Genomic DNA, 18,072 nt, shown 5'->3' on the forward strand with positions numbered 1-18,072 from the left:
TGCCGTTTCCGGCGCGTCGGAGCGTGTCCCCGGACGCAATCCGCTTTCCGCCGGAGCCGACTACCGGGTGCCGAAGTCGGTGTCCGTGCGGGACCCCGGCCGGACGGACCTGCCGCCCTGGCAGGTGCAGGGGGCCTGCACCTGCATCCGCAGGAATCAGCGGCCTGCAGGGTCCTTGTCCTGGCTGGTCCCGGTGATGCGTGCGTCCAGCAGGCCCGCCGCAACTGCCGGAGCCAGACCGGGTGCCAGCGGAAGGCGCGGGACCACCAGGCAGTGCCACAGGTGATAGATGTCCGCCTTGCCGGACCATACGGTGGAGGTGACATTGCCGTTCTCGTCGAGCTCCTGCTTCCAGGACCCGTGCTCGTAGTCGATGAACCAGTCGCGGGCGTGGTCCCAGATCCGCTCGTACCAGTCCGCATACTTCTTCTCGCCCGTGGCGATGTAGAGGGCGGCCGCGCCCCCGATTGCCTCTGCCGGCACCCACCGGATGCGGGTGGTGACAACGGGCTTGCCCTCCCAGTCCACGGTGTAAACAAATCCCGGGTGGCCGTCCGGCTCCCATGCGTCACGGATGGCTGCGTCGAACAGGCCCCGGGCGTCTTCCAGGAGCCAGGCCGGAACGTCCAGGCCGCGGGCTTCGAGTCCGGCGCGGAGGTGGAGGAGCAGGCGCGCCCACTCAACCCAGTGGCCCGGCGTTCCGCCGTAGGCGCGGAACTGGCTGGCCCGGTCATCGGTGTTGTACTCCGGCATGGGGTTCCACTCCGGGTCGAAGTGTTCGAACACCCGGTAATTGTTGTTGCGCGCGAACTTGTGGATGAGCACCTCGGCGATGTGCAGGGCCCGCTCAAGCCAGCGGTTCTCCCCGGTCACGTCAGCGACGATCAGGTAGGCCTCGACCGAATGCATGCTGGCGTTTCCGCCCCGGTATGCCTCGGTTTCGGTGAATTCCCGGTTCCACGAGTCGAAGCACATGTTGGCCTGGTGGTCCCAGAATTTCGTGTCGGCGATCCGGAGCGCCTCGTCGAGCAGTTCGCGCGCACCGGGCCGCCCTGCGGCGACGGCACTGGCAGCGGCGAGGAGCACGAACGAATGCTGGTAGCCGGACTTCGTATCGTTTACCGGTCCGTTTTCGTTGACCTCGGCGTACCAGCCGCCGAACTCATCATCGTGCAGGGCCCCGTTGAGTGCCGCGATCCCGTGGTCCACGAGTGTTGCGGCACCCGGCCGTCCCATGAGGGCGGCGACGGAAAAACTGTGGACCATCCGGGCGGTAATCCAGAGGTGGGTCGGCTTGTCGGCGAACACCTTGCCGTAGTTGTCGAGCCAGCCGAATCCTGTCGGGACCTTTGAGGCCGCGGCGAAATTGATCAGCCGGTCGGTTTCCGCCTCGAGCCAGCGTGCGTGGGCGGCACTGTTCAGCCACGTCATGTTGTTTCCTCTCTCTGTTACGGGTGCAAGCGAAGTTGTTGGGGTTACCCGACGGCGTCGAGGACGCCCCGGATGATGGTGGCGGCCGCCCCCAGGTAGGCCAGGATGATCAGGAGTATCTGCGCGGCGCGGGCGGGGACATACTTCGAAGCGATGTCGCCCAGCACCAGCCCACCCAGGCAGGCCACGCCCACGGCCACCCACATGCCCCACGGAAGCACGGGAAATGTGGCCGGCGCGGTCAGTGCCTTGGAGATCAGCGAGAACGTCCCAATGGTGAAGAAGTACGGCTGCATGGTGGCTGCGAAGGACTTGTGCTGCCACCGGGTGGCGATGGAGTACATGCTGACCGCCGGTCCACCCACGCCGGCGGCTGTGTTCATGAACCCGCTCAGGCCGCCGGCCGTGAAGAGGTAGCGCCGCCGTGCCGGAAGGGTGACGGACTTGAGGGCCAGCAGGACAGTCAGTCCGACGGCGAGGATCACCCCAATGCCGATCTCCAGCACCGCCGGTGGAACGAGGCGGATCAGGAAGGCCGCGGGGATGATCCCGAGCAGGGCCGAGGCCGTGAGCAGAACGTACCGTTTCCAGTCAATGTCCCGCACCACGCGGAAGATGATGGCCCCCGCGGTCACGGCACCGCACATGTTCACGAGCACCACGCCTTCCACCGGGCCCAGGAGCAGGACCAGGAAGGGTGCAGCCACCAGGGCGAAGCCCATTCCGGTGATGCGCTGCATCCCGGCTCCCATCACCACGGCGCCCAGCACCAGCCCGGTGGTCAGCACCTAGGGCCTCCAGGCCACGTACTGGACCTCCTCGAATTCCTCCAGGCCCAGGCTTGATCCTTCCCGGCCCAGCCCTGACTGCTTGGCGCCGCCCATGGGCGCGAAGGCCACGGACGGGAGTGGATCGTTCACGCCCACGATGCCCGCCTCGAGCTGCTCCGGAATGTCCCAGCCGCGCCTGGGGCTGCTGCTCCAGACGTAGGCGGCCAGGCCCATTTCCGTGGCGTTGGCTTTCCTGATGGCTTCCTCCTCCGAGGAGAAGGTTACGACGCCGGCTGCCGGGCCGAACACTTCCTCCGTCACCAGGGGTGCGTCGTCCGGGACGTCCGCCAGCAGGGTGGGTGCCAGGAAGGAGCCCTGGCCGGGAACATCGGTGCGTTGGGTGACGCGTCGGGCGCCGCGCTCCAGGGCATCGTCGATCAGGGCCTGGACCGCGGTGACCCGGTCGGCGTCGATCATGGGACCGAGGTCGGGAACCTGGCCGCCGTCGGGAACGCCGTGGCCGATGCTCATCGCGTCAAAGCGCGCGGCCAGCCTGGCGGCGAACTCCTCGGCGATGCTCTCCTGGACAAGGAACCGGTTGGCGGCCACGCAGGACTGCCCGGTGTTGCGGAGCCGGCCCAGGACGGCACCCTCGACGGCGGCATCCAGGTCGGCGTCCTCGAAGACTATGAAGGGCGCGTTGCCGCCCAGCTCCAGCAGCGGCCGGACCACCCGTTCCGATGCGGAGGCCATGATCTGCCGGCCCACGCCCGTGGAGCCGGTGAAGCTGACGGCCCTGACCGCGGGGTGGGACATGAGTGCAGCGGTGACCTCGCGGGAGGGGCCGTGGACCAGGTTGACCACGCCGGCGGGGAACCCGGCGTCGTGCAGGACTTCGAACAGCCCGGTGGCGGCCAGCGGTGCCTTTTCGGACACCCTGCCCACCACGGTGCAGCCGGCAGCCAGCATCGCGGCGAGCTTCCGGGCCTGGATGGAGACCGGGAAGTTCCAGGGCGTGAGGCTGAGGGCCACGCCGATGGGTTTGCGGAGGCTCAGGTGGCGGCGGCCCTGCAGTTCGGGCGGGCTCACGGTGCCGGTGGCGCGGCGCGCTTCCTCGGCGAACCAGCGGAAGTATTCCACGGAGAAGTCCACTTCGCCCTGCGCTTCAGGGAGCCGTTTGCCCGCTTCAAGCGCCAGGGTGTGGGCAAGTTCGTCGCGGCGTTCGGCCAGGAGGTCGGCGGCGTTGCGGAGCAGGTCCGCCCGGTTCCGGACGGTGGTGCGCGACCAGGAACTGAAAGCCTCCGCCGCGGCGTCGGCGGCCTTGGTGGCATCCTTGCCGGTGCCCCAGGCCACCTCGCCCACGGTGCTGCCGTTGCCGGGGTCAGTCACGTCCTTGGCGGTTCCGGCGGTGTGCCAGGTGCCGTTGATGAGGTGTTGGGCTGACTTGAGGTTCACGAATGATGCCTTTCATTGGGCTGGAAGGGGTCTGTCCAGTGCGGCGGGGCGGGTGCGGCTGGCCGCCGTCGTCGTGACGCTCATCCCTTGCTGGCGCCTGCGGTGATGCCGGCCACGAAGTAGCGCTGCAGGAAGACGTAGGCCACCACCACGGGAAGCGAGGCCATGATGACGCCGGCGAACAGCAGCGGGTAGTTGGTCTGGAACTCGCCCTGGAAGCTGAGCAGTGCCAGCGGCAGGGTGCGGTTGCCGGGGGACTGGATGAACAGCAGCGGGTACAGCAGTTCGTTCCAGTGGATCACGAACAGGAAGATGGCGGCCGCGGCGATGGACGGGGCGGACAGCGGCAGGGCGATTGAGACGTAGGTCCGCCAGGGGCCCGTGCCGTCGATCGAGGAAGCCTCATAGAGTTCCTTGGGCAGGGTCCGCATGAACCCGCCCAGGATGAAGACGGCAATGGGCAGGGTGGACACCAGGTTCGCCACCACCAGGCCGGCCAGGCTGTCCAGGAGACCCAGCCGCCCGAACAGCACGTACAGCGGCACCATGTTCGCCTGGGCGGGGATGGCCATGCCCAGGACAAGGAAGCCGAAGATGGCCCAGGACATGAAGCCGCGGAGCCGGGAGACGGCGTAGCCGGCCAGGCTGGCAAGGAACAGGGTGAGCGGAACGGAGATGGCGGTGACAATCACGCTGTTCCAGAACGAAGACCCGAGATCCTGGCCGCCGATCACTTCCGCGTAGTTGGCGGGGGAGAGGGACTGCGGCAGGCTGAACGGCCCGGCGAACAGTTCCTGGGTGGACTTGAAGCTGCCGAACCCCACCACGGTCAGCGGAACGATGATGATGACCGCGTAGATCGCGAGGATTCCGCGGCGGGTTATTGACGCGAGCATGCTGTCATTCCCCCTTCGGGGTGAGGCGGAGCAGGCGGCGCTGCAGCCAGGTGACCAGGGCGATCATCGCCATGAAGATGATCGACTGGGCAGCAGCGTAGCCGAACTCCGAGTTGGCAAAGGTGCTGTAGATGCGCGTGGAGAGGATGTCCAGGGACTGCTTGGGCGGATTGCCCGCGATGCCGAGGATCAGGTCGAAGGCCTTGAACGACTGCACCGTGGTGTAGGCCACCACAATGGATGTTGCCGGTGCCACGAACGGCCAGGTGATGGACTTGAACTGCTGCCACTTGTTGGCACCGTCCATCTCGGCCGCCTCGTAAAGTTCCCGCGGGATGGCCTGCAGGCCGGCGATGTACACCACCATCATCTGCCCGGCGTGGAACCACACCTGCGTCACGGCCACCCAGTACAGGGCCTGGGCGTCGTTGCCGAGGTAGGAGCTCTGGAGTGATTCCAGGCCCACGCCGCCCAGGACCGAGTTGGCCAGGCCGAAGTTGGGGTCGTAGATGAACTTCCAGATGAAGGCCACCGAGACCGAGGACAGGATGGTGGGGAAGAAGAACAGCGCGCGGAGCAGGACGCTTCCCCGGGAGTTCTTCGTCAGCAGCAGCGCCAGGATCAGCGAGAACAGCGTCTGCGCGATCACCACCAGCAGCACGAACTTGAGGTTGTTCGACAGCGCGTTGGTGAACAGCGAGTCCTTGGTGAAAGCCCGGATGAAGTTGTCCAGGCCCACGTAGTTGAACGCTGCCGAGAAGCCGTTCCAGTCCGTGATGGCGTACTGGAAGGCCTGCAGCGTTGGCATCACCAGGAAGAAGGCGATGACGGCCACCGCGGGAAGCGGGAACAGGTACAGTGCCGGATTCACCCGCGTGGGCGAGCGGCGGCGCTTCTTCGAGGCGTCAGTTTCGGTGTGTTTGTCCGGCGCCTTCCGTGTGGGCGCCGTCCCGGGATGGATGCTCATAGCCGTTCATCAACAATCTTCTGGGCGGCCTCCGCTGCCTGCTCCGGGCTGGTGCCGGAGATGACGGCGGTGGCGCTGGCTTCCACGGCGTTGCGGACGTCGAGGTTCTGGAACTGGAAACGCGCCGCCAGCGCCGTCTTCTTGTCCAGCCACGGGCTCAGCCGCTTAAGGTCCGGGTTGGTGTAGTCCACATTGTTCACGGACACGTGCTGGGCGGTCTTGTTGGCGTAGTAGCCGGCGTTCTCCGGCTCGGAGAGGAAATCGATCCACGCGGCCGCCGCGGCCTGGTTCTTGCTCGCAGAGTTCACGCCCAGGATGAACGTGGCGTTGTAGACGCCCTCGTACTTGCTGTTGCCGTCCGAGGTGTTGGGGAACACCAGCTCGATGGGGAACTGGGCGCCCAGGCCGCGGACGGCGGCGATGTGGTAGGAGCCGGTGGCCAGCATGGCGGCCTTCCCCTGCGAGAACAGGTTCTGGGCCGGCTCCACGGCGGTGCCCGTGGCGTTGGGCTGCAGGTAGGGGACCAGGTCCTTGTACTGGTTGAGCATCTTGATGAACCAGTCGTCAGTGACCTTCAGCTTGCCCTGCTCGATCTGGGCGCACATGTCGTCCACGGGGGCGTTGTTGGCGATCATGTTGTTGAACAGCTGGCCGCCGTTTCCAACATCGCCGCCCGGCCAGGAGATGGGAATGACGCCGGCCGCGGCCAGTTTGTCGCACATGGCCAGGAAGGAATCCCAGTCCTTCGGGGCAAGCTCGGCGCCGGCCTTGTCGAACAGGTCAACGTTGGCCATGGGCATGGGGAACACCACCTGGTAGGGCAGGCCCAGCTGGCTCTCCCCGGACTTGCCGGCGGAGAGCAGGCCTTCCTGGTAGTTGGAGACAGCCTTGCTGCCCTTCAGGTCCGTGTAGATGCCGGCGTCGGTGAAGTTCTTGAACTGGGCGCCGCGGAAGGTGGCAAAGGCGTCACCGATGGAGCCGCCGCGGAGTTTCTGCAGGGCCTGGGCGTTGTAGTCGTTGGACGTGGAAATGTCCTGGGCAACCTCTACGCCCTCGTGCATGGCAGCGAAGCGCTTGATCAGTTCGTCGAACACCGCCTTGTCCTCGCCGCGCCAGTGGGCGAAGGACACCTTGCCGGTGACGGCTCCGGTGGAGGGCGCGGCAGGGCCGGTGGCGCCGCCGGGTGCGGTGGAACCGCCGGGCCCGGCACATGCTGCCGCCGTGGCGCCGAAGCCCAGGGCTCCGAGAACAGCGATGGCCTGCCTGCGTGAAATCTGACTCACAATAATCTCCTCGTTGAGTGTTTGCTGTGCCTTGTTTACTTGACTGCGGAAAGGGTTGCCACGGTCACGACGCTTTGGCTCCCCGGGTGCTTAGGCGTTGGCCCTTTGGGCGGTGACCACGTCGTCCACCACGGCGCAGAGGCGCTGCAGCCGCCGGACGGCGTCAGTGGACAGGGATTCGACGACGTCGGGCGCGCCGATGCAGGACGCCCAGACAGCGCGTCCGGAGAGGAAGCCGCTGGCACCTTCCAGGCAGGCCCACCGGACTGCCTCCGGGAAGACGTCCTCGGGGACACCGGAGGAGAGCACCACCCAGGGGCCGTCGATGGCATTGGTCAGCTCGGCGCACGCGGCCCGGACCTCTGCCTCGGAGGCCTGGCCGTGGAACGGGACTTCGGCCTTGTACAGGTCAGCGCCCAGGCTGCCAAGCTCCTTGGCGGCGGCGAGGATGCCGGCGTTCCAGTCAAAGTCTCCGCCGGCCAGCGGCTTGCGGGAGACGGGCTCGATAATGCTGATGAGTCCGGCGGACTGGCACCGTTCCACGAATTCGCGGACCATTTCCACCCGGCCTTCGGCGGGCTCGTCCGGGCGGTAGAGGACCAGGAGCTTGAGGGCCTTCACGCCCAGGGCCTTGTACTTGTGCGGGTCCACCAGGCGGTCAATGGTTACCTCGCCCACCAGTTCGCCGTGTGCGGATTCGAAGTGGTCCGCCGAGGCGATCAGCCCGCAGCCGGGGTCCACCACGTTGTCCTCGATGGCCTGGTCGAGGGCGAACTGCCGGTCGATCAGGACGCCCGAGGCGTAGGGGGTAAGGATTTTGGCGGCCTGGAGCTTGAAGTCCTGGAGGTCCTGGTCCGTGACGGGCTGGTCCGTGTGCTCGGCGAACATGTTGCGCATGGCCTCGCGCTGGTCCACGGCGAGCATCGCGAAGGCGCCTGACGGGCGCTGGAGGGGTGAGAGGTCTGTGGGGCTCATGGGCTGCTTCTTTCAGCTGGGCGTTGGGTTAGGCGGGCAGGTTGGTGGCTAGGACAGGAATGATGGTCTGGTGGGGGATGGCGGAGCGGCCGTCCAGTCCCTGGCAGGACGCGGAGGCGGTGCGGCCGGCAAAGGCTGCGGCCTCCACCAGCGGCAGCCCGGCGGCGACGGCGGCCAGGAGGGCGCCGTGGTAGACGTCGCCGGCGCCCAGGGTGGAGACGATGTTGGCCGGGGTGGCGGGCACGTGGACCGGGTCGCCGTTGCCGTCCTTGACCCAGGCCCCCTCCGAGCCGGCGGTGGCCACGACGGCGGAGGCGCCGTCGTCGACCGCTTTTTGAAGGAGCGCCGGGGCGGAAAGCTGCTCGCCGTACTCTGCGCGGAGCCGTTCGATGGTGGGGACGTACAGTGCGACGCCCTTGGGATTGAAGGACGGGATGGGGTTGCCGGCATCCACGCTGATCCTTAGGGTGCCAAGGTCCCCGCGTGTGGCGGAGGCGACGGCGTTCCAGCCCAGGTGGTCCACGTGGACCCAGGCTGCCGACTGCAGCAGTTCATGGAAGCGGCTGCCGGCCGGAAAGCTGACCGGCGGCACCGGACGGGTGACGATGGCCCGGCTTTCGGAAGCCTTGCTGACCACGATCACGCTGGCCCCTGTTTTGACGTCCGGGTCGCGGATGACGGCGGAGGTGTCAACGCCTTCTGCCTGCAGGCCGGCGATGATGCGGTCGCCTTCCTCGTCGGTGCCGAGGACACCGGCGAAGGCTGTTGCAGCTCCGGCGCGGGCTGCTGCCACGGCTGCGGTGGCGGCCGGACCGCCGCCCGCGGTCGCGAAATCCGCGGCAACGGTGCGGCTGTCCGCAGCAGGGTAGTCCTCCACCAAAGCGATGGAGTCAAGTGTGGCGCACCCTACGAAGAGCAGGGTTCCAGTTGACGGTTGGGGCACGTTCCACCTCGTTGTAGTTCCGGCTGGTACTGAAGAAATATACACACGCTATGTTGGAATAACAACACTTTCTGTATAGTTCTGTTTGGGATGCAACGCCGCGGTCCCCCCAAAAACTCAACGTAGAGAAACGGAGCAGCTCATGTCATTGCCTTCTGCGGAACCGGTCCGGACCATCCGATACGGCCTCATCGGCGCAGGCCACATGGCCCGCGAACACGTCCGGAACCTCGCCCTGATCCCCGGAAGCCGGATCACCGCAGTGTCCGATCCCCAGCAGTCCTCCCTGGAGGAGACTGTTGCGGAGATCGGGTACGGGGTGGAGACGTTTTCCTCCCACCAGGAACTGCTGGCCTCCGGCCTGGTGGATGCACTCGTGATCGCCAGCCCCAACGACACGCACCTGGGCATCCTGAAAGACATCTTCGCCAGCGGAACCAACCTGCCCGTGCTCGTGGAGAAGCCTGTGTGCACCACCGCCGAGCAGGCCGATGAACTCGAGGCGCTGGCCGCCGGCTACCCGGCGCCCGTGTGGGTCGCGATGGAATACCGCTACATGCCGCCGGTACAGGAAGTCATCCAGGCTGCGCACACCGGCAAGCTCGGCAACATCTACATGCTCTCCATCGTGGAGCACCGCTTCCCGTTCCTGCACAAGGTGGATGCCTGGAACCGCTTCGCGGAGCGGACCGGCGGAACCCTGGTGGAGAAGTGCTGCCACTTCTTCGATTTGATGCGGCTGATCCTGCAGGATGAGCCGGTCAGGGTCTACGCCAGCGGCGGCCACGACGTGAACCACATGGACGAGGTCTACGACGGCCGCGTGTCGGACATGATCGACAATGCCTACGTGATCGTGGACTTCAAGGGCGGCCGCCGCGCCATGCTGGAGCTGTCCATGTTCGCCGAGGGGTCCAAGTTCCAGGAACGGATCTCCATCGTGGGGGATGCCGCCAAGATCGAGACGCTCATCCCGGTGGCAGCCAACCACTGGATCCCCGGTGACGAGGCGGAGGCCACCGTGGAGTTCAGCCCGCGCTCGCCGCTGGGCCCTGAAAAGCACGAGGTCCCGGTGGATGAGGCAGTACTGGCCGCGGGCGCCCACCACGGCTCCACGTACTACGAGCACCTTGGGTACCGGAAGGCGATCCTCGGCGAGGGGCCGGTGGAAGTAACGGTTGCAGACGGGCTGCAGTCGGTCCGGATGGGCCTTGCGGCCGAACGTTCAATCGCGGAAGGACGCCCCGTGGAGCTTACGAATGCCGGTGCCGGGGTACGACACTAGGTAAGTTGGTGTTGGAATTGCAACACTCCGCCGAGCCTGGTGTCCGGCGCATGGTCAGAAAGAAGGGGTTATGAGCATTGCACGTGGGGATGCGCCGCTGACGCCCCGCCAGCGCACCATCCTGGACGAGCTGGGCCGGCGGGGGTTCATTTCCACCACCGATCTGGCCGAGACCTTCGCGGTCTCGGACATGACGGTGCGCCGGGACACGCGGGTGTTGTCCAAACTGGGCCTGGTCCGGGTGGTGCACGGCGGTGTGAGCGCCATCCATGGGCAGGGCCAGAACGCGGACTTCGCTGCCCGGGTCCGTGAGGATGCCGAAGCCAAGCTTCGCGTGGCCCGCGCCTGCGTATCCATGATCGGGGAGCGGGACGCGATCATCCTGGACGCCGGCACCACCACGTACCAGATTGCGCAGGAGCTGCCCGCCGCGTTCAAGGGGACAATCATTACCCACTCGGCCCCGGCCATCCAGCGGTGCCTGCAGCTGACCTCGGCACGGACCATCTGCCTCGGCGGGGAACTGCTGCTGGACAGCCAGGCATTCAACGGCCCCATGACCGTCAGCGCTGCGGCCGGGCTGCGCGCCAGGACCGCGTTCATTGGCGTCAGCGGAATCCACGACGAGGCGTTTTACATTGAGCGTGACGTGGAACGCGCCACTAAGATCGCACTCATGAACTCTGCGGAACAGGTGGTAGTGGTGGCAACACACCAGAAGATGCTGCGGTACGCGCTGGCCCGGCTGGCGGCCTTCGACGCCGCGGATGTCCTGGTGACGGACGCGCCCCCGCCGCGGGAAATCGAATCGGCGCTGCGTGCGGCGAACGTCAAGCTCGTGGTGGCGGCATGACCGCGCCGCTGCGGATTGCCCTGCCCGACCAGAAACTGGTGGACGCACTGGAGCCGGCTGCCGGCGTCGAATTCTTCGTATGGGACTTTTCCGGCCCTGCCCCCGCCGGGCGTTTGGACATCGTGGTGCCGCCCTACATGCGCGGGCCGGAGGTGCTGGCTGCGCTGAAGTCCGTGGAGATCGGCCTGGTCCAGAGCCAGTCCATCGGTTACGACGGCGTGGCGGACGTCCTGCCCGCGGGTTGCCTTTTCGCCAACGCGGCAGGCGTCCATGAAACGTCGACGGCGGAACTTGCCCTGGGCATGATGATTGCCAGCCAGCGCGGCATGGCCGACTTTGCACGGAACCAGGCCACCGGGACCTGGGACAACAGGCAGCGGCCCAGCCTGGCTGACCGCCGGGTGCTGCTGGTGGGCTACGGGGGAGTGGGCAAGGCCATCGAGGCCCGGCTCCTGCCCTTCGAAACGCAGGTGACCCGGATGGCGAGCCGTGAACGCGAGGACGCCGGCGGAAAGATCTTCGGGATCGACTCACTGTATGAGCAGCTGCCCCTGCACGACATCGTGGTGGTCAGTGTGCCCCTCAGCGAGCAGACAAAGCAGCTGGTGGACGCAAAGTTCCTGGCAGCAATGCCTGACGGGGCGCTGCTGGTGAACGTGGCCCGCGGACCCGTGGCGGACACGGACGCGCTGCTGGCGGAGACGTCCTCGGGCCGTTTGCGTGCTGCGCTGGACGTGACGGACCCCGAGCCGCTGCCCGCTGACCATCCCCTCTGGACCTCGCCCGGCGTGCTGATTACCCCGCATGTCGGCGGGGCCAGCTCGGCGATGTTCCCGCGGATGGTCCGGCTGATCAAGCAGCAGATCGAGCTGATGCTGGAGGGCAAGGAGCCCGTCAACGTGGTGCTGGGCGGCCCGTCCCGGAGCTAGGTTCTGCGGTATACTGCAACGCGGGGTCACTCCCAGCCGAATAATTGACCGTTATTAGGCCAAAAGTGACCCCGTGTTGCCTGTTGAGGGGCGGCCGCGGGCTTGTTGGTGGGGCTATCTCCGGAATTCGATGCGGACCGAGTTGTCGTCCGGCAGGACGATGACCGTTCCGTCCCGCGGCGCCCAGCCGTCGTGCAGGAAAAAGAAACGTCCGCCGCTCAGCACCAGCAGGCGCAGCCCGTCGTACCGGTAGAGCGGAGCTTCGCCGTTGCCCACCTTCACTTCGGTGACCGCGCCGGAGCCGATGCCCAGCGGCTTGGGCGAATACACCTCCGCCCGGGGCATGAACTGGACGCCCTGCTCGTAGTCCACGGCCAGCCGCCGGCCCAGCGCCTGCGCATAGTCGGCCGTGCCCCAGAAAAGCAGCAGCGTCACGATGCTCAGGATCAGCGTGGTTTCCACCGCCCGCTGCTCGGCGCTCAGGGCCGGCACCTGGGTGTTCCGGCCCAGGCGGCGGAGGTGGACGCACCAGGTGGCCACCAGTACGCCCAGGGCCATCAGATACGGCGAGAAGAGCGCCGTCCGGGTGCGATCAACCACCGCCAGCACCAGGCTGACTCCGACCACAAGCCCACTGACCAGGGCGCCGATGCCTGCGGCCCGGAGGATGACGGCGCGTCCGCGGTCCTCCTCGATCCGGCGGCGCAGCAAGCGGTCAAGCGCCAGCCAGGCAACGCTGGCGGCAAGGATGCAGACCAGCGGCAGGAAGAGCGCGTTGATGCTGATGAGCAGGTAGTCCTGCACTGTGTACCCGAAGAGGCTGACGTTGAGGCCCATGTACGCCGCCTGTGCATCGGCGCGTGCCCAGCCGAAGTAGAACAGCAGCGCCGTGGCAACCGTAACCGGCGGGCCGATGGCGGAAATAACTCCGACGGCGCGGGACCATGCGGAACGCCCGTCTCCGTCGCCCTCCGTCACGGTGCGGCGCCCGGCGCCGGGCACGTACTCTGGTCCGCGGCGTACTCGAAGGAAGCGGATCCCTGGACCTGCCAGTCGGCGTCGGCAATACTCACTTCGGCGGTGGTGGGTTGCCCTTCAGCCAGTGGCGGTGCCAGGAAGTAGAACTCAAACGGGAAGTTGGTGTCCGTGAAGCTCTGGCGCTGGCTGACCAGTGCCGTGGCGGAGCCAACGTTGACTGAACGGACGGTGCCGGCGGGGAGGCCGGTGACGCTTCCGTCCAGGATGAGCACGTCCCCTGCGCAGACCTGGAAGGGCTGGCTGTCGCCCGCATCATCCTGCACGGCTTTGAGTTCCGGAACGCAGGCGGTCCCGGGGCGGGGGGCAAGCTCAATGACGGCATCCGGCTTTTGTGTCCGGACGGCAGCGATATTGCTGAGGATCTGCTGCGCGGCTTCAGACCAGCAGTCAGGCGGGGACGTCGACAGGGCAGGAACGCCCGCCTCCCAGGCAGCCTGGTCACCCTTCAGGCCGAAGCAAAGCGTCCGTGCTGCCTCTTCCACGGTATTGAAGGGTTCGGAGAAGCCGGGAACCGACTCACAATTCAAGTCCTTCAAGCGCACATACCAAATCGGATCCCCCCTGCCGACCGGGCCTATCGGCAGCCAGTCGAGCACCACGGTCTCGGGGGCTGGCGGCTGGGCAGCGGCGGGCGGACCGGGCGGCGGCGCGGGCGGCTGGCCGGGAGCCTGCGGAGCGGGTGCCGGTGCCGGGGGCTGGGCAGGGGCGGGTGGACCGGGTGGCTGCGCCGGACCGGGCCCCTGCGGCTGTCGTGGCACGGGCGGCGGCTGCGGGGCCGGTGCCGGATCCTGGCCTTGCGGCAGGCTTTGCCCGCTGTCAGGACCGGAGCCTGAAGCATCAGAGCTTGAATTATCAGAGCCTGTACCGCCGGATCCGTCCGGTCCCCGGCTGGCGCCGCCGCCGGCCGTTTCTTCAGCGGGCCGATCCGACGGCGATGCATCCTGCCTGCTTTCGCTGGACGAGGCGGCAGGGCTGCTGGCTGCCGGGCCACTCCTGTCCTCTGTCGACATGCAGGCGGACAGAAGCAGCGACAGGACCAGCGCCCAGACAAAGGCGATAGGGTGGCGGCGGCTGTAGGAGTGCATCTCGCACCATCACTGTCTCTGTATGCCGAACTTCCAGCCTTGGGTTGAGTGCCGGGATCTCCGGCAGGGAGGGCCCAACCTCGCAGGGTAGTTGCGTACACCGGCATTAAACGCTCCAGGCGTTACTGTGCCGTTACTGCGTGGCCCGTGTGCGATTTCTATACAGCGTGTTCTATGCAGCGTGCTGGCGCTTCCTCCGGAACACCATCCGCAGGTGGTCGCGCACGCCCAGGCTGCTCCTCCGGCTGGCCACGATCACGCCGGAGGCCGCGGCCAGCAGCACGATGACACCGCCGGCGGCCACGGACCAGCGTGCGCCGAACTCCGTGCCGATCCAGCCCATCAGGGGCGCGCCCACGGCGGTGCCGCCCTGCAGGACCGCCAGGTAGAGTGCCAGCACGCGCCCACGGAAGCGGGGCTCCACGGAGAGCTGGATGCTGGTGTTGCAGCTGTTCAGGAACGTGATGGACGCCAGCCCGATCGGGACCAGGACGGCCGCATACAGCCAGAACGACGGCGACACACTCCCCAGGAGGGTAAACGCGCCGAGCCCCAGCGCACCGCCCAGCAGGAACCGCAGCCGCGGCCCGGCCCGGCGTGCCGCAAGCAGCGCGCCGCCCAGCGTACCCACCGCCATGATCGAACCAAGAAGCCCGAATTCGCCCGGGCCGGCGCCGAACTCAGTGGTGGCCATCAGTGCGTTGATGATGGGAAAGTTCATTCCGAACGCCCCCAGGATGCCCACCAGGACCATGATCAGCACCAGGTCCGGCCGGTTGCGCACGTAGCGGACGCCTTCCGCCACCTGGTGCCTGCTCCGTGTTGCCGGGGCGGCGGGCACGAGTTCTGCGGTCCGGATCCGGAAGAGGGAAACAATGACGGCGGCGAAGCTGGCAGCGTTCAGGAGGAAGACCGGTCCCGTGCCCACCCAGGCAATGAGTACCCCGGCAATGGCAGGGCCGGTCAGCCGGGCTGTGTTGAAGGACGCGGAGTTCAGTGCAACGGCGTTGGAAATGTTGTCCCGCCCCACGAGTTCTGACACGAAGGACTGGCGTGACGGCGCATCGATGGCGCTGGCTATTCCCAGGCACAGGGCGGCCAAATAGGCGTGCCACAGCTCCGCGGTGCCGGTCACCACCAGGAGCCCGAGCACCAGCCCGGTCACGCCCATGGCCACCTGCGTCCACAGCAGGATCACCCTCTTTCGGTAGCGGTCCGCCAGCACTCCGCCGTACGGGCCGAGCAGCAGCATGGGGAGGAACTGCAGGCCGGTGGTGATGCCGACGGCGGCGCCGGAGTAGTCGGTGAGGACGGTCAGGACCAGCCAGTCCTGCGCCACCCGCTGCATCCAGGTCCCGATGTTGGACACCAGCGCGCCGCTCGCCCAGATCCGGTAGTTGCGGTTTTCCAGCGCACGGAACATGGCGCTCATCTGCCGCTCATCTCCTGCATGATGCGTGCGGCCCGGCTCAGGACCAGCCGGTCTTCCTCGCTGAGCCCGGCCACGCGTTGCGCGAGCCACGCGGTCCGCTGGTTCCGGGCCTCTTCAAGGACGGCCCGGCCGGCGTCGGTGATGTCGATGTGGACCTGGCGGCCGTCGTCGGGGTTTGCCGCCCTGGAGACGAAGCCCAGTTCGGCGAGGGCGTTGACGATCCGGGTCATGGACGGGGCCTGCACGTGCTCGCTGGTGGCCAGTTCGCGGAGGGTGCTGGGTCCGCTGCCGTTGAGTAATGCCAGCACCGTGTACTGGCCCGGCGTGATGACGTCGCCGGTTGCCTCGACGCGGAGCCGCCGCGAGGTGCGCATCACGGCGGTCCGGAGGTCAATGGCCAGGGTGTCCGGGCCGGTCTCCCCGGTCATGCTCTCGTTCTTGGCTGTGGTCACGTCCGTGAGCCTCCCCAAAATGCTTAGCAATGCTAATTAGTCCTGCTAATAAGTATGCTCCCATTTGGAAGAGGCGGCAAGCCGTCGCCGGGTATGGCGGCTTCCGCCAGGGCTGGCGTAGGCTCTGGTGGACCATGACAGAACGGCAACCCTACGAGCTGGTCCGGCGCTATCCGCACTTCGAACTGCGCCGCTATCCCGGGTACGTCGTGGCCGAAACCAAGGTGGCCGCCACCTTTGACCGTGCCGGAAACATCGCCTTCCGGCGCTTGTTCAACTACATCAGCGGGAGCAATTCAACCCGCGGGAAGCTGGCCATGACCGCCCCGGTTATCCAGGAGCCCGGATCGCCGCAGAAGCTGGCTATGACCGCCCCGGTGCTTCAGTCCGGTTCCCTGGCAGGAAGGGGTGGACCTGCCGAGTATGTGGTGGCTTTTGTGCTTCCTGCCGGCGTGACAGCTGAAACCGCGCCCGTTCCCGCCGACCCCGCCGTGACGGTGCGGGCCGTGCCCGGTTCCCTTGCCGCAGTGCTGCGCTTCTCCGGCAGCGGGTCAGCGGCCGCGTTCGAACGGCGCAACAGCGGCCTGCAGGCGGCACTGACCCTTGCCGGCCTGACGCCGGTGGGGCCGCCGCGGTTTGCCCGCTTCGATCCGCCGTTCAAGCCGTGGTTCCTGCGGCGGAATGAGGTTGTACAGGACGTTCAGGAGCCGGTGGACGCTGCGGGCTGACCGTCCCCGGCCGCCGCGTTCAGGAAGTTCGATGACGGCATAACAGGTCCACCGAGGCTTGCCCCCTGCCCTACTGGCCTGCCAATGCTTCAAGTGTGGCCCGTGAACCGGCGTTGTGGAGGCTTGTCAGCGCCCGGGTATACGCGGCGATGAATTCCTGGTTGCCGGCCAGGTCGCCAAAGACCTCCCGGTCCGAGATGAAGGCCAGCGGTTCCTGCCGCTGCCGGGCGGCTGAGGCCATCAGCTTGTCCCTGAGGCGGTCGACGACGTCAATCGGGTTGCCCTGCTCGTCGGCGCCTTCGGCATAGCGGGCCCAGCTGGCAACGATGGCGGCGGACCGGCGGATTTCCCCGCCCCGATCAAGGTTGATGCGGATGACCGGCAGCAGCCATTTGGGGATCCGGTCCGAGCTTTCCGCACAGAGGCGGGCAAGGGTGTCCCGGACGTGTTCGTTGGTGAAGCGTTCGATGAGGGTGTGTTTGTAGTGGGCGAGGTCCACGCCGGGCACCGGCTCCAGGGTGGGGGTGGCCTCCTTGTCCATGTAGTCGAGCAGGAACTTTGCGAACAGCGGGTCCTGGGCAGCTTCGTGGGCGTAGCGGTAGCCGGCCAGGTGGCCGAAGTAGCACATGCCCTGGTGGCTGGCGTTGAGGAGGCGGAGTTTCATCAGTTCGTACGGTTCAACATCCGCCACGAGCTGGACCCCGGCGTCCTCAAACGGGGGACGTCCAAGGCTGAACGTGTCCTCGAGGACCCACTGCTCAAACGGCTCGCACACCACGGGCCACGCATCCTCGACGCCGAACTCCGCCGAAACGGCGGCGCGGTCAGCGTCGGCGGTGACGGGCGTGATCCGGTCCACCATGCTGTTGGGGAAGGGAACGTTCGCGGTGATCCAGGCGCCGAGGTCCGGGTCCTTGAGCACGGCGAAGGCAGTGAACATCTTCCGCGCCACGTCGCCGTTGCCCTGGATGTTGTCGCAGGACATCACCGTGAAGGGGACCAGGCCGCGGGCACGACGGCGGGCCAGGGCTTCGGTGATGAGGCCGAAGGTCGTCCGGGGTGCTGACCCCGGCTGGAGGTCGTGGACCACGTCGGGGTTGCCGGCGTCGAACTCGCCGGTGACGTGGTGGAAGTTGTACCCGCCCTCGGTGATTGTGAGTGAAACGATCCGGACGGCGCCGGACGCCATCTTCTCGAGGACGGACTCGGGATCGTCAGGGGCGAACAGGTACTCGATGATCGAGCCGATGACCCGCCCTTCCCGGGTTCCGTCCGGGTTCTTGACCACCAGGGTGTAGAGGCAGTCCTGGCTGTCCATGACCTGTTTCATGCGGGCATCACCGGGCAGGACCCCCACGCCGCAGATGGCCCAGTCGAGGGCCTTGCCCTCGTTCATCAGCCGGTCCAGGTACATGGCCTGGTGGGCGCGGTGGAAGCCGCCCACGCCGAAGTGGACGATTCCCGCCGTCAGAGAGGCCCGGTCGTAGGCGGGGACGGCCAAGGATGCAGGCAGTCCGGTAAGGGTCCGGGTTTGAAGTGCAGTCATGGGG

General features: G+C 67.0%; 17 protein-coding genes. 4 read left to right on the forward strand and 13 right to left on the reverse strand.

Translation table 11 applies throughout. From position 1 onward, the window contains the following. Positions 1–156: 156 nt before the first annotated feature. The 8 genes from ACQ3DC_RS09865 to ACQ3DC_RS09900 all read right to left on the reverse strand — a co-directional run bounded on the left by ACQ3DC_RS09865 (position 157) and on the right by ACQ3DC_RS09900 (position 8,720). Positions 157–1,431, reverse strand: a complete 1,275-nt coding sequence (locus tag ACQ3DC_RS09865; protein ID WP_321215477.1) for an AGE family epimerase/isomerase — start codon at positions 1,429–1,431, stop codon at positions 157–159. A gap of 44 nt (positions 1,432–1,475) precedes the next feature. After that, on the reverse strand, positions 1,476–2,219 hold the full coding sequence (locus ACQ3DC_RS09870) for a sulfite exporter TauE/SafE family protein (protein ID WP_430752113.1): 744 nt from the start codon (positions 2,217–2,219) through the stop codon (positions 1,476–1,478). Then, positions 2,220–3,656 (reverse strand): NAD-dependent succinate-semialdehyde dehydrogenase, encoded by a 1,437-nt coding sequence (locus tag ACQ3DC_RS09875; RefSeq protein WP_430752114.1) that lies wholly within the window; start codon positions 3,654–3,656, stop codon positions 2,220–2,222. Between the two features lie 80 nt (positions 3,657–3,736). Then, entirely contained in the window at positions 3,737–4,552 is an 816-nt protein-coding gene (locus tag ACQ3DC_RS09880) for a carbohydrate ABC transporter permease (RefSeq protein WP_157238958.1), read from the reverse strand. A 4-nt stretch (positions 4,553–4,556) separates the two neighbouring features. Then, the gene (locus ACQ3DC_RS09885) at positions 4,557–5,519 is read right to left on the reverse strand and encodes a carbohydrate ABC transporter permease (protein WP_430752115.1); all 963 of its coding nucleotides are present in this window, start codon (positions 5,517–5,519) and stop codon (positions 4,557–4,559) included. Next, on the reverse strand, positions 5,516–6,802 hold the full coding sequence (locus tag ACQ3DC_RS09890) for an ABC transporter substrate-binding protein (RefSeq protein WP_323056424.1): 1,287 nt from the start codon (positions 6,800–6,802) through the stop codon (positions 5,516–5,518). The genes ACQ3DC_RS09885 and ACQ3DC_RS09890 overlap by 4 nt, the downstream gene beginning before the upstream one ends. A gap of 90 nt (positions 6,803–6,892) precedes the next feature. Further along, positions 6,893–7,777 carry an aldolase gene (locus tag ACQ3DC_RS09895; RefSeq protein ID WP_157238956.1) on the reverse strand — a complete coding sequence of 295 codons (885 nt, stop codon included), beginning with the start codon at positions 7,775–7,777 and terminating at the stop codon, positions 6,893–6,895. Between the two features lie 28 nt (positions 7,778–7,805). Beyond that, positions 7,806–8,720: a PfkB family carbohydrate kinase gene (locus ACQ3DC_RS09900; RefSeq protein ID WP_430752116.1), complete on the reverse strand. Its 915-nt coding sequence runs from the start codon at positions 8,718–8,720 to the stop codon at positions 7,806–7,808. Positions 8,721–8,862: 142 nt separating this feature from the next. On the opposite strand from ACQ3DC_RS09900, the gene ACQ3DC_RS09905 reads away from it, so the two are divergent. The 3 genes from ACQ3DC_RS09905 to ACQ3DC_RS09915 all read left to right on the forward strand — a co-directional run bounded on the left by ACQ3DC_RS09905 (position 8,863) and on the right by ACQ3DC_RS09915 (position 11,787). Beyond that, on the forward strand, positions 8,863–10,005 hold the full coding sequence (locus ACQ3DC_RS09905; protein WP_421092136.1) for a Gfo/Idh/MocA family protein: 1,143 nt from the start codon (positions 8,863–8,865) through the stop codon (positions 10,003–10,005). 70 nt (positions 10,006–10,075) lie between these two features. After that, positions 10,076–10,858 (forward strand): DeoR/GlpR family DNA-binding transcription regulator, encoded by a 783-nt coding sequence (locus ACQ3DC_RS09910; RefSeq protein ID WP_157238954.1) that lies wholly within the window; start codon positions 10,076–10,078, stop codon positions 10,856–10,858. Continuing rightward, positions 10,855–11,787 (forward strand): 2-hydroxyacid dehydrogenase, encoded by a 933-nt coding sequence (locus tag ACQ3DC_RS09915; RefSeq protein WP_430752117.1) that lies wholly within the window; start codon positions 10,855–10,857, stop codon positions 11,785–11,787. Before ACQ3DC_RS09910 ends, ACQ3DC_RS09915 begins: the two co-directional genes overlap by 4 nt. 114 nt (positions 11,788–11,901) lie before the next feature. Here ACQ3DC_RS09915 and ACQ3DC_RS09920 read toward each other — a convergent pair whose 3' ends face one another. The 4 genes from ACQ3DC_RS09920 to ACQ3DC_RS09935 all read right to left on the reverse strand — a co-directional run bounded on the left by ACQ3DC_RS09920 (position 11,902) and on the right by ACQ3DC_RS09935 (position 15,770). Beyond that, positions 11,902–12,765, reverse strand: a complete 864-nt coding sequence (locus tag ACQ3DC_RS09920) for a hypothetical protein (RefSeq protein ID WP_430752118.1) — start codon at positions 12,763–12,765, stop codon at positions 11,902–11,904. Next, positions 12,762–13,361, reverse strand: coding sequence for a hypothetical protein (locus ACQ3DC_RS09925; RefSeq protein ID WP_430752119.1), 600 nt, complete (start codon positions 13,359–13,361; stop codon positions 12,762–12,764). The genes ACQ3DC_RS09920 and ACQ3DC_RS09925 overlap by 4 nt, the downstream gene beginning before the upstream one ends. Positions 13,362–14,082: 721 nt before the next feature. Further along, on the reverse strand, positions 14,083–15,342 hold the full coding sequence (locus ACQ3DC_RS09930; protein WP_430752120.1) for an MFS transporter: 1,260 nt from the start codon (positions 15,340–15,342) through the stop codon (positions 14,083–14,085). Continuing rightward, on the reverse strand, positions 15,339–15,770 hold the full coding sequence (locus ACQ3DC_RS09935) for a MarR family winged helix-turn-helix transcriptional regulator (protein WP_430752176.1): 432 nt from the start codon (positions 15,768–15,770) through the stop codon (positions 15,339–15,341). Before ACQ3DC_RS09935 ends, ACQ3DC_RS09930 begins: the two co-directional genes overlap by 4 nt. A gap of 158 nt (positions 15,771–15,928) precedes the next feature. Between ACQ3DC_RS09935 and ACQ3DC_RS09940 the strand changes: the two genes are divergently transcribed. Next, positions 15,929–16,522, forward strand: a complete 594-nt coding sequence (locus tag ACQ3DC_RS09940; protein ID WP_430752121.1) for an SOUL family heme-binding protein — start codon at positions 15,929–15,931, stop codon at positions 16,520–16,522. Positions 16,523–16,592: 70 nt separating this feature from the next. Here ACQ3DC_RS09940 and ACQ3DC_RS09945 read toward each other — a convergent pair whose 3' ends face one another. Then, positions 16,593–18,068, reverse strand: coding sequence for a mannitol dehydrogenase family protein (locus ACQ3DC_RS09945; RefSeq protein ID WP_430752122.1), 1,476 nt, complete (start codon positions 18,066–18,068; stop codon positions 16,593–16,595). Positions 18,069–18,072 lie beyond the last annotated feature (4 nt).

The sequence above is a fragment of the Paenarthrobacter sp. NEAU-H11 genome, assembly GCF_050573415.1.
Taxonomy (GTDB): Bacteria; Actinomycetota; Actinomycetes; order Actinomycetales; family Micrococcaceae; genus Arthrobacter.

Coding starts and splice junctions, on each gene's coding strand:
- ACQ3DC_RS09910 (WP_157238954.1), top strand. CDS start 10,076: ATGAGCATTGCACGTGGGGATGCGCCGCTGACGCCCCGCCAGCGCACC.
- ACQ3DC_RS09935 (WP_430752176.1), bottom strand. CDS start 15,770: ATGACCGGGGAGACCGGCCCGGACACCCTGGCCATTGACCTCCGGACC.
- ACQ3DC_RS09930 (WP_430752120.1), bottom strand. CDS start 15,342: ATGAGCGCCATGTTCCGTGCGCTGGAAAACCGCAACTACCGGATCTGG.
- ACQ3DC_RS09915 (WP_430752117.1), top strand. CDS start 10,855: ATGACCGCGCCGCTGCGGATTGCCCTGCCCGACCAGAAACTGGTGGAC.
- ACQ3DC_RS09865 (WP_321215477.1), bottom strand. CDS start 1,431: ATGACGTGGCTGAACAGTGCCGCCCACGCACGCTGGCTCGAGGCGGAA.
- ACQ3DC_RS09895 (WP_157238956.1), bottom strand. CDS start 7,777: ATGAGCCCCACAGACCTCTCACCCCTCCAGCGCCCGTCAGGCGCCTTC.
- ACQ3DC_RS09885 (WP_430752115.1), bottom strand. CDS start 5,519: ATGAGCATCCATCCCGGGACGGCGCCCACACGGAAGGCGCCGGACAAA.
- ACQ3DC_RS09905 (WP_421092136.1), top strand. CDS start 8,863: ATGTCATTGCCTTCTGCGGAACCGGTCCGGACCATCCGATACGGCCTC.
- ACQ3DC_RS09880 (WP_157238958.1), bottom strand. CDS start 4,552: ATGCTCGCGTCAATAACCCGCCGCGGAATCCTCGCGATCTACGCGGTC.
- ACQ3DC_RS09945 (WP_430752122.1), bottom strand. CDS start 18,068: ATGACTGCACTTCAAACCCGGACCCTTACCGGACTGCCTGCATCCTTG.
- ACQ3DC_RS09940 (WP_430752121.1), top strand. CDS start 15,929: ATGACAGAACGGCAACCCTACGAGCTGGTCCGGCGCTATCCGCACTTC.